Raw genomic sequence first — 13359 nt, 5'->3', positions numbered from 1 at the left:
CTTACATCCCTTAGTTCATAGACCATAAGGTGGTGATCGTCTCCTTCCATTCAGAACACAAGGGAGCATTTAACCCGAGCGTACGATGCAGTCTTACTACAAAAGGAGGAGGCAGTTGGTCAGTCAGGGACAAGTTGTTGAAGAAGGCTGACGGAGTACCATCAAAATGGATAACTCCGTTGCTTAGATGCAGCACCCGATCTGCTGACAGAATCTCATCCATGTGGTGAGTAATATGAATGATCGTCATCCCTGACCGGTGAACGGTGCGCATGACCTCAAGGATGTCTTTTCTCTCCTGCGGATCAAGCATAGAAGTAGCCTCATCGAATACTAGAACAGAAGGGCGCATGGCCAGAATGGCCGCAATCGCAACCCGTTGTTTCTCTCCTCCTGACAGCTGATGCGGCATGGCGTCTAAATATTCTTCCATACGAACGGCCTGCAAAGCCCCATGCACTCGAGGCAGCATTTCTTCTCTTGCTATGCGAAGATTCTCCAACCCGAAGACGATTTCATCTAGAACGGTTGTCGTAATAAATTGATCTTCAGGATTCTGAAAGACCAGCCCAACTTGCTCACGAATCATCTTCAGATCCACATTGTCAAGTGTATTCAGTTGATTGAGCCTAACTTGCCCTTTTCGCGGCTGCAGCAGACCGTTTATTAACTTGGCAAGTGTGGACTTTCCGCTTCCGTTCCCGCCGACGATGGCGACAAATTCTCCGGGGTGAATCTCGAAGCTTACATCTTGAAGAACGGGATTTCCTCGGCGGTAATAATAATCAACTTGATCAAAAACAAGCATTTGTCTTGCTCCCTTCACTACTTCCAAGCCGTGAAAAAATTTCTGTAAAGTATCAAGAGTTATATACTTTTTCTTCAATGGGACTGATCGCTTTAAGCTGCATCGTAATGACGGCTGCAATAATGGCTTTTATGATGTCACCTGGAAGAAAGGCTATCGAACCTATTAATCCAGCCCAAATCGACGTATTCGTAATCAGAGCCATGACAGGGGCGCCAATGAGATACACCACTATTACACCAAAAATCAGATTGATGACAACTAGCTTCCATGTTTTGACCTGGGGCCAGATTTTCTCAGTAGCCCAACCAATAAGATAGGCCGCAATCGGCCAACTGAATATGTAGCCTGCAGACGGTCCAACCAACGCCACCAGACCCCCGCGTCCGCCTGTCAGCACAGGTAAACCGATCGCCACGAGAATGATGAAAATAACAAGACTCAGACCGCCCGTTTTTTTGCCTAGAAAACATCCAGCCAGCATGACACCAAGTGTCTGGGCAGTGATTGGTACGGGAATGAAGCCAAGTGGTATAGGTGGAATCAGACCCAGCACCGCGATTAGAGCGGCGAATAATGCAGCATAGACAAGTTCTTTTGTTTTCAAGAAATAGACCTCCATTGGGAACATAAAATGTATTGATGATGTTATCGAAACTGTTCCATACGCTGAATTATAATAGAGCAATCTATGATTGTAAACCTAAAAATAATTATTGGTTTACAATAGTGACGTAAACGTGCAACCAAAGAGTGTTCAAATATGCTATATAAGAGCCTGCCTTGGCCTAACATATTATCGTTAGCTATAACTATGAGAAATGACCTAACTAGGAGCAATAATAGGCAAACTAGGCCATTCATGCGGTTAACTTTTGCAACTGGTTATTATCCAGCCTGGCATGTTAAAATATAGGGATAGGGTTGTTAGACATATACTAGTGGGGGTTTATTGCCATGACGGTAAAAGAACGTATTTTAGCTTTACTCGACGGCAACAGAGGCGAATATATCTCCGGCGAGGAGTTAGCTGCCAAGCTATCCGTTACGCGCAGCGCGGTTTGGAAGTCCATCAAATCGCTGCAGAACGAAGGTTACTCCATAACCGCTGTAACAAATAAAGGATATTCACTATCACCTAATACGGATATTTTATCTGCTGTTGCAATTTCGAATTACTTAAATATCGAGTGTAAGAACCTGCAAATTGAAGTTCTCAAGACAGTACCATCAACGAATGAAGCTGTTAAAAAGCTCGCCTTGAACGGAGCAGCTGAGGGAATAGTGATCCTTTCGGAGGAGCAGACAGCCGGACGCGGTAGAAAAAGCCGCCAGTTCTTTTCTCCTTCGGGAACGGGTATCTATATGAGCATCCTTTTACGCCCGAAGATTTCGGCGCAAGATTCTTTTCTTCTAACGACTTCCGCGGCAGTCGCAGTTTCGATGGCCATCGAGAGTGTAGCCCATAAAGATGCGAAGATAAAATGGGTTAACGACGTATTTATGGACGGTAAAAAGGTCTGTGGGATCCTTACCGAAGCCTCCTTATCACTAGAAAGTGGTTGGCTTGATTATGCAGTTCTCGGCATAGGAATTAATGTATCGCTACCCTCTCACGGATTCCCTGAAGAGATTACAGATATCGCTGCATCTGTATTTTCTGATGACAAGAATAGCGGGGATCTTCGTAACCGGCTAGCGGCAGAAATACTCAATAATTTCATGGCTTTTTATGCGCGGTTGACGGACAGGCTATTTCTACCTGAGTATAAAAAACGTATATTTTTCCTGGGCAAAACCGTTACTGTACTTAAGGAGAACCAACAATGCCTGGCAACAGCCATTGATATTGATGACAATTGTCGCCTGAAAGTCAGGTATGAGAATGGCGAGGAAGAATATCTTTCAAGCGGGGAAGTTAGCATCAAAGTTAATGGCTAACTGTCATTCACTGCTGATGAAGATGCCGCATTTCATTTTCGCAGCGTAATAAGAACCCCAGCCACTTGGCTGGGGTTTTGCTTCCTTTTGCTCCAGGAATTAAAGTTCTCGATGGTAACGCACTTCTTCAGATATTTCTTTGAAGCCAGTGGAGTGATATACAGATAGCGCGGAACTATTGGCTGTCTCGACTTGCAGTTCTGCGGACGAGCATCCACGATCTTTGAGATATGTTAATGCTTGAGATAGCAAAAACTTTGCAATCCCTTGTTTTCGATAAGGATTTCTCACAAACAGATCTTCAATAATCCCATCCCCATCCTCATCAATCCAAGCCATGATGCTCCCGACTAAGGTTTCATTTTCCCGGGCAATAAAAATAGTCCACGAAGAATTCTTCTTTCTATCCATCAACTGCTGATACCCAATCGGGGCATCCGGCCAAATCTCCAAGTCTACTGCTAAATATTCCTCGATACGTTTCTCTGAGTCCATTGTCTCTCTCGAGCATCGATAAGGATCAATAAGAACGGTCTCTTCAATCTTCTCGGATAAGTCTCTCCGCATTGTATACAGGCTCTTCGCATAGATAAAGCCCTTCGAGATGAAATAGTTATTGTTACACTCTTCAGTCGATTGATTACCTATTCCAATAATAGTTCTATTCGAACCAGGAAGTGTTTCTTTTAACTCGTATGCCCTATTCAACAAGCGTTCATATAGGAGATCATACAGTGAATAGTCGTCTTCTCTTTGTGGAAGTGTTTTCAAATTGAAATAAATATAGTGCGAACGCTCCTCTGGGCTGCCCGGCAGGACCGTGGAAATAATACTAACTTGGCCCTTACCGATCATATGTTCATCCTCAATCGCTATAAATACGTTCGGCCAATTTTTTTCATCTCCAACCCACCAAAAGACGGAGTTATGATTATAGGTTACGGCATGATACAAATCGCCTAACTTCTGCATATCATCTTCCGTAAAAATCCTTACTTCTATTTCATTCATTCCAAAACACCACCATTTTATTCTACTTGAAGGTCCAATAGTAGTATTTTACTATTTTTTCTATCCTGTGCGTGGTAATAAATAGTTCTAATCAATTTCTATCCCCGCTTACCTAACAAGCTGTCACGCAATTCGATATACGCATGATCCCAGCCCATTTTTGCGAAGAATCGTAGACCGTCTAAGCCTTTAAATAATCGAGCGCCTGTCAAACGGTTGGTGAAATCAGGAATAGATATGCCTATTTTCTCGTAATAGTTCCCAAAATCAACGGCTAAATCCTTGTTAGGAACAATATGCTCAATCGTAACAATATCAATCACAAAATCTCCATACATAAAGTTGCCGTCTATAATCCCTGTGATGTTGCTGCCATCGGCAAGAATATTCCATTCATGACAATCACCGTGTACGAAGTAGCGATGCGGAGCGTTATATTTGCTGTAATCCAGTAGCCGGGCATAACATTCGTTGAATACATCACGCTCAAGACAACTTGTATCAAATAACGCATGCCAATTTTCCCAAAAGGTGCCCGTTTGATCCTCTCCATAAAATGCTGTAATAAAATCCTCCCAACTCTCATGGCTTCCAGAGCCATCCGGACGCATAGAACCGAAACCTGTTGCGCTTTTCAAAGGCACTTGGTTCATTCTCGTAATTTGATGGATCAGATCCGGGAGTAGCTTAGTTCTCTGTTCTACGTCATGCTCAGCCAGTACCTTGCCCGATATCTTTTCTGAAATACAAAATTTCAAGTTGCCCTCTTTCCCTGATCCAACTATCTTTGGAAATAACACATGATTAGAAGTAAGCAAATTCGACACATATTCTTCTGTTACATAGGCATCTTCGTCGGCACTAAAACGAATAACGTACTCACTCTGATCAATTACAAATGAGAAAACACTGCTAAAATTGCCTCCTTCGATCGTCCCTATGTTCTCAGCAGATTTCCCCAAGCGAGCTTTAATCAACTCTTGCACTTTGTCCATCGATACTTCCGGTTTCGTTTGACTCATTCTCAATCTCTCCTCTTTAATTCATATTCTTGTGTGAAAACAAAAAAAGCCGCAGAATGAACCAACGTTCATTCCACGGCTTATTCATCGCATCTATGCTAAATAAGACATACCTGTCCATAGCATAGAGTACGAAAGCAATGATAATGATGACAATTCATAACAGAGTGTATGAACCAAGTCATTCGCAAACAAACCCTAGATAAAATAAAGAGTGCTTGAGTCTGGCTCATACGTTATTAGGTTAAAAGATCACCCTTTTACTTCTGTCAGGAACACTGTCATCATCATCATTATATATATCCCACCGATCCGTTATTTTATTACATTATAACCCATATTTTGAATATATCAATACTTTGCAGATGATTTACGTTCCGAACACTCCTACTACGTCAGTACGTGCACTTAATATGAAAGGATTCGTACTCTGTCCGGCTTGCCTGAAAATTAGCAAACCCGATTTGCCCGGTCAAATATGGAGACTCTTCATCTTCAAACTCTAATATTTTGTCTCCGTTCGCAAAAATGCTAAATCGGTTGCCGATCGCCTCAACCCCGATTTGGTAACTCTGATCGATGACCCAAGGAAAGTCGACCGCAGCCAACTCAGTATACCCGTTGTTGTTTTTGTACAGCTTGATTTTTCCACCCTCTGCACATCCGACTGCATATGAACGAATGCCCCCCTGGACGCGGAAAAGCAGATGATGTTCGTCACCTCGCTTCGGGGTAAGCACAGCATCGAAACGATAATTGCTCCACTCAATATCACCTGTATAGATCTCTGCCGGCTCCCCGTAATAACTGCCCACGAGTTTTCCTTCATCCACAGACCATAAACCCCGCAGATATGTAAACTGGCTAACTTCTTGATGAAGGGGGGTCCACTTTTCCATCGGTACACGTTGGAATTGAAGGGAGTAAGCAGCTCCACCTGCGGTAATATCGAAGTGGTCTACATAATAAACGAGGCTGTGACTCATTGGGCCCAGATTCGAATTTTCTGCAACTGGGATGACCTCTACGCCGATCTCTCCAAGACAGACATCTGCCATGGAGGGAATCCCATATTGTAGTTCTGTCCATTTCCCCGCTTCCAATGGAACATTTGGACTGTAGAATCTCTGCTTGCTATAGATGTCTTTCACATACAGACGCGCTATCGCTTGTACGGTCGTATCGGCAGGCAAGCTGACTTTGGCGCTTATCCACTGACCAGGATACAATAGCGGAGAAAAACTAGGGTCATAGCGACTGTCGTTAAAGTCACTTGGTATGTAATAGGTCTTATAATAAGCCCGATACCCATTCCCCTCAAATGCATTGTCGAACACGACTTTCAGGGAACTGGTGCCCGATGCAGATATGGCGTTTGAATGTTGGACGAATGCGGTAACATTCGATCCCTCATCACATTCCACCTTGAATCCGTGCGTAGAACCCGGCAGCTCAAAATGGAAACGAGGGCCACGGCGGAGGTGATCCCGGTTCAGCCAAGGCGCCCAACGCTCCGGGTAAGCTTCGTCCGCTATCGTATAACCGATTCGTGCGATTTCAAAAACAGTATCGGGAAGATCACGAATATTGAGCGTGCCAATCACGCCGGAACAGATCAGGATATCGTTGATCGGTTCACGCCAGGAGGCATCGATGCCCTCCAGTCCTACCCGAACACCTATGATCGTCCCTACGTTTGCTACGTTGCAATCGGTATCCCATCCGCACATATTGCAAATGTTGATACTGCGTGAGAAGTCGCCTTCTCCATACAACAGGGAAAGAACAATGACCGCCGAGTTCGGAATGATGTGACAAGCTCCTGGATAGCGATCGTACCCATAATTGCCTTGCACGAAAGCGAATGCCTCTCTCCAATTATCGGGGTTGCTGCTATGATAAGCCATGATGTCACGTGTCATCCGGAAGTACTCGCTTTCCTGCGGAATGACAGATAATCCAGTTTCAATGATACGAGATACATCCTTCTCCCCGAAGGCCGCGGCGATGCAGGCAGCAATGAACATAGCTCCGTATTTTCCGTTACCGTCATGCGATACGCTGGCCATTTTCCCCGCATAATTTGCAGCCAATTCCGGTCTCCCCGGAGCGATCAAACCCCAGATGTCACAAAATATCTGCCCTCCGATTTGTTCTGCTACAGCCGCACCATTGACGGCAATCGAACCGGATAGCGGTGCTTTTATCCCATGCTTCAAATTCAGATAAGCGGTATGTTCCGTCGATTTTCCATATCCGCCCCACCAGAAGAAACCATGACCGTCGGGGGCATAATTAAGCCAAGTCAGCCCCATCTGTTCTTCCGTGATATCGGTAGTATGTGTGTAGTCCTCCAATGCTTTAAGGAAGAATAACGGTCCATTAGTATCGTCGTCTGCCGCGAAATGCTTGAACTGATTCACATAACCGGTAATTTCACCATACGTTCTGGCGATTCGCTCGTAACTCCAGCCTTCGATGTTGCTGCCGTGCCGGACTCCAATGACTTTTCCGAGCCAACCAGCATATACGCTTTCGATATAATCTAGTGGCATTGTGTAGCTCTTGTTTAACTCACTTGTTCGTGTGACTGTCATGTGGACCTCTCCATTTCTTCCTGAAGATAAATGATTACCACTGCCAAATTTCAGCCTTTAAAAGCCCGACGACAATCACTATGATCGTAAACACAGGCTTGGTGATCGGGACATGTATTTCCAGAATATCCCCCAATGGTTAAGTCCGTCAACGTACTCGCTAATTTCTTTAGGTATGCCCCGCTTGAATTCAAGCATTTAATGCTTTGAAATGTAATACTGGTCGGAGATCAAATGGTAAGGTCAGTCTCTGGAACACAAATAACGCCCTTCCAACTTCCTCTGGGGAAGCGAAAGGGCTGAAATGTTTGTTTTTCTCGATTAAACAAAGGCGGGGATCAATTCCTGCTCAAATATTTGCTTGTCAGTGATTGTTCTGCGCTTAAAAGCGCTCTTGGTGTACCTTCGAAAACAACCTTACCACCCTTGCTGCCGCCTTCAGGACCCATATCAATGATCCAATCAGCATTACGGATGACGTCCAGGTTATGTTCGATTACGATTACCGTATTACCGGCATCCACTAGACGATTCATAATGTCCAGCAGATGAGTGATATCCGACATGTGTAGTCCGGTTGTCGGCTCGTCCATCACATATATACTTCCCTTTTTGTGCAGTTCGCTGGCCAGCTTGATACGTTGACACTCCCCACCCGACAATGTGCTGAGTGGCTGACCGAGCGTCAGATAATTCAGACCAACATCGCTCATGGCCTGCAGCTTGCGCTTGGCTTCTTTGATTTCGAAGAAAGCAAGCGCTTGTTCAACGGTCATCTCTAGCACATCAGCGATCGATTTTCCATTGAGCTTGTAGTCAAGTACCTCTTCTTTGAACCGCTTACCGCCGCATACCTCACAGGTTGTTTTTACACTGTCCAAAAAGGCCACATCGGTATAGACGACACCAAGGCCCTGGCAGTTCTCACAAGCCCCCTTGGAATTAAAACTGAACAAACCGGCGTTCACTTTATTGGCAGATGCAAAAGCCTTGCGCACATCGTCCATAATGCCCGTATAGGTGGCCGGATTGGAACGGGTTGAGACACCGACCGCCGACTGGTCAATCACGATTGCATCAGGATGATTTTGCAAAAACACATCGTTGATCAATGTGCTTTTTCCCGAACCGGCAACGCCTGTCACTACCGTTAATACTCCTGTTGGAATATCGACATTAACATTGGTCAAGTTATGCAGACTGGCGTTCATGACGGATAGCTGATCCTTGGCCTGGCGAAAATGCTCCTTGATCGGCATCGCCTGCTTCATATGATTGCCCGTCAATGTATCCGACTCCAGCAAGCCGGAGAAACTACCTTCGTACATAATGGTACCGCCATGGCTGCCGGCATAAGGACCGACATCCACAATATGATCAGCGACCTGAATCACATCGGGATCGTGTTCCACGACAATGACCGTGTTACCTTTATCGCGCAGCTTTTGCAGCAATTCATTAAGCCGGTGTACATCACGGGGATGCAGACCAACACTCGGCTCGTCAAAAATATACACCACATCCACTAGACTCCCGCTCAGATGCTTGACCATTTTGACACGCTGGGATTCCCCACCGGATAAAGTGTCGGTCTCACGATCAAGAGTAAGATAATCCAGACCGATATCCACAAGGTGCTGCAATCTGTCTGACAAGGCTTTAGCCATCGGTGCAGCTATCGGACTTTGAATGTCCTTGATAACCCCGATCAGTTGGCCTACCTCCATAGATGAAAGCTCGGCAATATTACTGCCGTTGATCTTACAGCTGAGCGTTGCTTGGCTAAGACGAGCGCCATGGCACAGATGGCAGGGTCCTTCGATGATAAACGGCTCCACTTTTTTCTGGGTACGCTCTGACATCGCTTTAATATCCCGCTTGATATACTTGTTGATGAACTTTTCGATGAAGCCTTCTACAGTAATATTTATAGTTTTTCCGCCAAACTGTGTCCCTACCTTCTTGGCCTTGCCATACAGCAGTTCCTCCAGTTCATCCTTAGAAAAATCACTCAACTTCTTATCTAGATCGTAGGAGCCTGCCTGCACGGTCATCGTCCAGTCCATACCGTTCACCGTGGCGTCCGGCAGCATAATTGCCCCTTCATTCAGCGATTTGAACATATCGACTGCCTTGGCCATATCTACCCCCATACTACGACCGATGCCGCTACACTCGGGGCACATGCCCTGCGGATCATTGAAGGAGAACATGTGAGCTTCACCAACATGCGGCTGACCTACACGGGAGAACAGAAGACGGAGAATGGGCGAAATATCGGTAATCGTCCCTAAGGTCGAATGCGCACCGCCACCCAGGCGCCTCTGGTCAACAATCACAGCCATGCTGAGGTTCTCAATGGCGTCAGCATCCGGCTGTGGTACACGCGGCAAAAAAGTACGGACGAAGATGCTGAAATTTTCATTCAACAGACGCTGGGATTCAGCGGCGATGGTATCGAACACAATCGACGACTTACCCGAGCCGGAAACGCCGGTAAAAATGGTGATTTTGCGCTTGGGAATTCGTAAAGATACATTCTTAAGATTGTTTTCCCGAGCACCGCGGATTTCAATGTATTCTTGGGTCATAACGATCTCCTGTCTCAAGAAAATAAACTGCATATGCATTTTAAATAATAAGATTCGGTTTGGTGTCGTGTCAACGATTCATAGTATGTTATTTGACCCTTCACCCCATGTTAAAAAAACCTCAGTATAATTATACCCGGGCTGTATGATCATAACTCTAGTTTGTTACCATAATGAAACTTAAATGAAACTTAATTTCAGTAAAAATCGTCTATTGTTGTATATAAAAAGAAGAGGTGCAATCTATGAAATCCCTGTCAAAAATTGTGCTGTGTACTGGTCTTGGAGCAATGCTTGCTGTAGGCTCCGCTTATGCAGGATCAAAATTGAGTCTATTTATTAATGGCCAGGAGTTTGTATCCAGCACACTGGATCTTCAAGTCCAAGATGGTAAAGTGCTTGTTCCGATAGATAAACTTGCAGAAGAATTTAAAGGAAAAGCGGTATATGATGCAAAAAAGAATGAAGTTCAAGTGACGCTGCCTGACTCCGCTCTACAAGCGATTCAGATCAAACGTTTGGAATCCGGGTTGGTCCCATCCACAGCCAAAGAAGCTTTGAATACATGGGTCAAAGGCATTCAGACTCGAAACGGCGCACTGCAATATGCTGTTTTCTCCCCTGATCTGCGCGCTAAAACTAAGAAAGAATTCGATGATTATTACTGGACAACAGGCGGCTCGAGTCCACATATGACTGAGATTGATAAGCTCAAAACAAAAGCTCTGAATAAGACAACGACTCAATTCTCATTCGATTATGGTCTTCGCGCTTCCAATTGGAAAGGCACGGGGTCTGCAGTTGTCACCGTGCAGAAACTGACCTCCGATGGCTATGAAGGCTGGTACATTACAAATATTAAAATGAAGGATCCCGGTGATACCGGTCTTACGATCGGTGTCGAGCCGTTGAAAAAATGATCCCTGGCCTCCCTGTAGTCAGCAGTAACTTGCTCCGGTAACGAGCACTTTACTTATAAATAGGTGTACACGGCAAAAGGGTCGATGTTTCTGTTGTCAGAAATATCGACCTTTTTTAAATTATATTGATATATTTGAATATTGGACTAGATTCAATCTGCAGGATTGATAATGGCCAGAACCTGATGATCCTCCCACGCCCCGTTGATCTTCACATTGCTTCGGGAAATGCCTTCTTTATGGAACCCGGCATTCTCAAGCACACGAATAGAACCAGGATTTCGAGGAGAGGCTTCCCCTGTGATCCGGTGGAACTTCAGCTCCTCGAATGCATAGCGCACCACTTGCTTCACAGCTTCTGTCATATAACCTTTGCCGTTATAATCCCGATCCAGACTATACCCGATCATGCAGCTTTGCAGCGAGCTACGCAACACAAAGCTCAATCCTACGCTACCAATAATGCGATCGTCCTCCCTGTGACATACCAAGAAGTTATATCGCTGATCCTCTTCTCTATCGGTCTTATCCTTAGTAATCTTCTGAAGCTGATATTCTTCCGTATAGAACTCCTCTGGAACACTTGGCGAAAACTCCTCAAAAAACTCCCGGTTACGCTTGTACAATGCTGCCAACTCTGCAGCATCCGCCTCTTCCGGAAAACGGACGTATACTTGCGGCTCTACCATCTGTATCATCCTCACCATGAATTGATATTATTTTAGCGGATAGATAAGTTGAACGTTCTCTTGACCGATCAACCCTTCGTAAAGTGCATGATTATGATCAGCAGCTACAATACATAGGATTCGTGCTTTTGGACTTTGTTACAAAGAAGCACAAGACCATTTTACTGACCTGGAGCAATCTTGTTGATTGAAAATATTAACATTTAATTATAAAATTAAACAAAGGAGGTGTTAACAATTAACTTTTTACAATTCATGTTAGTTGGAGCATTCGGCATTGTCAATATCTTATTAGCAATCATCATTATCAAGATATTACTTACAAGAAAGTTACCAAGTAATAATTACACTCCATTTGATTACATCACGGCCCAAGCTCTTGTTGAGTTTCACGATGAGAAAAAAGAGATAGAAGAAAATGCGGACCATGGTGATGATAAGGACAAAAACATCATTTCGTTATCAAAACGACCTTCTCTTCCCTAATGCACATTAATGTTAGAAAAATATCTTGAACGAGACGAAATAGAAGAATTTTTACAGAAGGCTAAACCTCATGGCATAGACAATGACTACAAGATATTCAAAACAATTTGCGATATACATAAAACAATCTACCACCTTACTAACAATCGATATGCGTGGGAAATGACTCCTCCAAAGAATGATACATTCGTCAGAATTTTTGATTTTGACGAAATCATAATAATTTCCACGAAGGGCAATTCATCCTCGCAGATACCACGTCACTGAGCGTATGAATGCTAACATTGCTCCAGGCGTCAGAACATACTTCAGCAAGAGATTAAATGACCTACAATTACAAGAAATGTGATCTTTTCGTGATCTTTTCATAAAAAAGAACCAAGACCCTTATCACACCAGCATTTATAAGGGGTCTTGGTTCTTATTTGTATATCAGGTCCCAATATTCGCTAGGTGGTTCACCCTAATAGCCCTTGTCCGTAGGATCTTCTTTATATCTCTCCCAGATTGCCGGAAGCACTTCACCACAGAAACAACATCTTATATACCGATGGTCACCATTTCTCGCATCTCCTAATTATTGAGATTTGCTACAATGGGTCTCGCTTAGATTACCCTTCAACTATATCCGCACGGAGATCTGTCGCAATCTCAAGCATTTTGGGAACAATAGCATCATGCGAAATAGCTACATATATATCTCCCATGTAAAGCCGGAAGGGAATCTCCACATCCGAGAGCGTCCACATAAAAAAATCACCATCGATAGACATGGTACTTTCTGGTCCTTTAACCGTAAGCACCTGTGAGTATGTAAAGTCCGGTTGGGATGAGAAGTAGTTCTTGCACTCTTCCAAGGAGATGGATTGCTCCACATTGTTTTCCTGCATCGATCGTGTTATCCGAAAACGCTGATTCATTGATAAGCCTCCAAGTAATGTTTTGTAGTTCTATGAAATAACATTTTCTCATTCCGGGAGCCCCCTGTCAAAACCATATAGATTTGTTATCTTGTCCAGTGTTCGGGTCCACTGTTTGGTGTCTTAGTGCTTCAAATGAACTACTCATTTAAACAAAGTTTTTCATCCTCTCAGATCCTCAATATTCAAACAAGGCAGAGCATGCTATAATCCCCAAAAGGGGTGATATCAATGAAATTCTTACTCGTTGTTTTAATTCTTGCGGTGGTGTTTGGTGTATTCAAAAAGAAAAAGATTTAGTAGCCGTCCCCAACTTTGGAGGTTCACTAATATATCGGTTTACGCCCCCTCCCCCTGATACGCCATATGCGGCT

General features: G+C 44.2%; 11 protein-coding genes. 3 read left to right on the top strand and 8 right to left on the bottom strand.

The features are described from left to right. Positions 1-10 precede the first annotated feature (10 nt). Positions 11-808: an ATP-binding cassette domain-containing protein gene (locus AC3Y23_RS09430; RefSeq protein ID WP_379198007.1), complete on the bottom strand. Its 798-nt coding sequence runs from the start codon at positions 806-808 to the stop codon at positions 11-13. Positions 809-860: 52 nt separating this feature from the next. Beyond that, the gene (locus AC3Y23_RS09425) at positions 861-1415 is read right to left on the bottom strand and encodes a biotin transporter BioY (protein ID WP_379198005.1); all 555 of its coding nucleotides are present in this window, start codon (positions 1413-1415) and stop codon (positions 861-863) included. Between the two features lie 350 nt (positions 1416-1765). Here AC3Y23_RS09425 and AC3Y23_RS09420 point away from each other — a divergent pair, with 350 nt between their 5' ends. Next, complete coding sequence (locus AC3Y23_RS09420) at positions 1766-2749, top strand: biotin--[acetyl-CoA-carboxylase] ligase (protein ID WP_379198003.1); 984 nt, start codon at positions 1766-1768, stop codon at positions 2747-2749. Between the two features lie 99 nt (positions 2750-2848). Here the strand turns inward: AC3Y23_RS09420 and AC3Y23_RS09415 are convergent, their stop codons facing one another. The 4 genes from AC3Y23_RS09415 to AC3Y23_RS09400 all read right to left on the bottom strand — a co-directional run bounded on the left by AC3Y23_RS09415 (position 2849) and on the right by AC3Y23_RS09400 (position 9970). Continuing rightward, positions 2849-3760 carry a GNAT family N-acetyltransferase gene (locus AC3Y23_RS09415; protein ID WP_379198001.1) on the bottom strand — a complete coding sequence of 304 codons (912 nt, stop codon included), beginning with the start codon at positions 3758-3760 and terminating at the stop codon, positions 2849-2851. Between the two features lie 98 nt (positions 3761-3858). Continuing rightward, the gene (locus AC3Y23_RS09410; protein ID WP_379197999.1) at positions 3859-4782 is read right to left on the bottom strand and encodes a phosphotransferase family protein; all 924 of its coding nucleotides are present in this window, start codon (positions 4780-4782) and stop codon (positions 3859-3861) included. 395 nt (positions 4783-5177) lie between these two features. Further along, positions 5178-7379 carry an ADP-ribosylglycohydrolase family protein gene (locus AC3Y23_RS09405; RefSeq protein WP_379197997.1) on the bottom strand — a complete coding sequence of 734 codons (2202 nt, stop codon included), beginning with the start codon at positions 7377-7379 and terminating at the stop codon, positions 5178-5180. 338 nt (positions 7380-7717) lie between these two features. Beyond that, positions 7718-9970, bottom strand: a complete 2253-nt coding sequence (locus tag AC3Y23_RS09400) for an ATP-binding cassette domain-containing protein (RefSeq protein WP_379197995.1) — start codon at positions 9968-9970, stop codon at positions 7718-7720. Between the two features lie 245 nt (positions 9971-10215). Between AC3Y23_RS09400 and AC3Y23_RS09395 the strand changes: the two genes are divergently transcribed. After that, positions 10216-10890 carry a stalk domain-containing protein gene (locus AC3Y23_RS09395; RefSeq protein ID WP_379197993.1) on the top strand — a complete coding sequence of 225 codons (675 nt, stop codon included), beginning with the start codon at positions 10216-10218 and terminating at the stop codon, positions 10888-10890. Positions 10891-11042: 152 nt separating this feature from the next. Here the strand turns inward: AC3Y23_RS09395 and AC3Y23_RS09390 are convergent, their stop codons facing one another. Further along, positions 11043-11579, bottom strand: a complete 537-nt coding sequence (locus tag AC3Y23_RS09390) for a GNAT family N-acetyltransferase (protein WP_379197991.1) — start codon at positions 11577-11579, stop codon at positions 11043-11045. A 228-nt stretch (positions 11580-11807) separates the two neighbouring features. Here AC3Y23_RS09390 and AC3Y23_RS09385 point away from each other — a divergent pair, with 228 nt between their 5' ends. Next, positions 11808-12065, top strand: coding sequence for a DUF3951 domain-containing protein (locus AC3Y23_RS09385; RefSeq protein WP_489980827.1), 258 nt, complete (start codon positions 11808-11810; stop codon positions 12063-12065). Between the two features lie 611 nt (positions 12066-12676). Here AC3Y23_RS09385 and AC3Y23_RS09380 read toward each other — a convergent pair. Then, positions 12677-12985 carry a hypothetical protein gene (locus tag AC3Y23_RS09380; RefSeq protein WP_379197987.1) on the bottom strand — a complete coding sequence of 103 codons (309 nt, stop codon included), beginning with the start codon at positions 12983-12985 and terminating at the stop codon, positions 12677-12679. Positions 12986-13359: the final 374 nt, after the last annotated feature.

This window comes from Paenibacillus sp. MAHUQ-45 (assembly GCF_058133325.1).
Note: the sequence above shows the minus strand (reverse complement) of the source record. Positions and strands in the feature narration are given on the sequence as shown.

Bases quoted from the DNA above. Each gene is read 5' to 3' on its own strand.
- AC3Y23_RS09405 (WP_379197997.1), bottom strand. From the start codon at position 7,379: ATGACAGTCACACGAACAAGTGAGTTAAACAAGAGCTACACAATGCCA.
- AC3Y23_RS09395 (WP_379197993.1), top strand. From the start codon at position 10,216: ATGAAATCCCTGTCAAAAATTGTGCTGTGTACTGGTCTTGGAGCAATG.
- AC3Y23_RS09380 (WP_379197987.1), bottom strand. From the start codon at position 12,985: ATGAATCAGCGTTTTCGGATAACACGATCGATGCAGGAAAACAATGTG.
- AC3Y23_RS09400 (WP_379197995.1), bottom strand. From the start codon at position 9,970: ATGACCCAAGAATACATTGAAATCCGCGGTGCTCGGGAAAACAATCTT.
- AC3Y23_RS09415 (WP_379198001.1), bottom strand. From the start codon at position 3,760: ATGAATGAAATAGAAGTAAGGATTTTTACGGAAGATGATATGCAGAAG.
- AC3Y23_RS09420 (WP_379198003.1), top strand. From the start codon at position 1,766: ATGACGGTAAAAGAACGTATTTTAGCTTTACTCGACGGCAACAGAGGC.
- AC3Y23_RS09430 (WP_379198007.1), bottom strand. From the start codon at position 808: ATGCTTGTTTTTGATCAAGTTGATTATTATTACCGCCGAGGAAATCCC.
- AC3Y23_RS09390 (WP_379197991.1), bottom strand. From the start codon at position 11,579: ATGGTAGAGCCGCAAGTATACGTCCGTTTTCCGGAAGAGGCGGATGCT.
- AC3Y23_RS09410 (WP_379197999.1), bottom strand. From the start codon at position 4,782: ATGAGTCAAACGAAACCGGAAGTATCGATGGACAAAGTGCAAGAGTTG.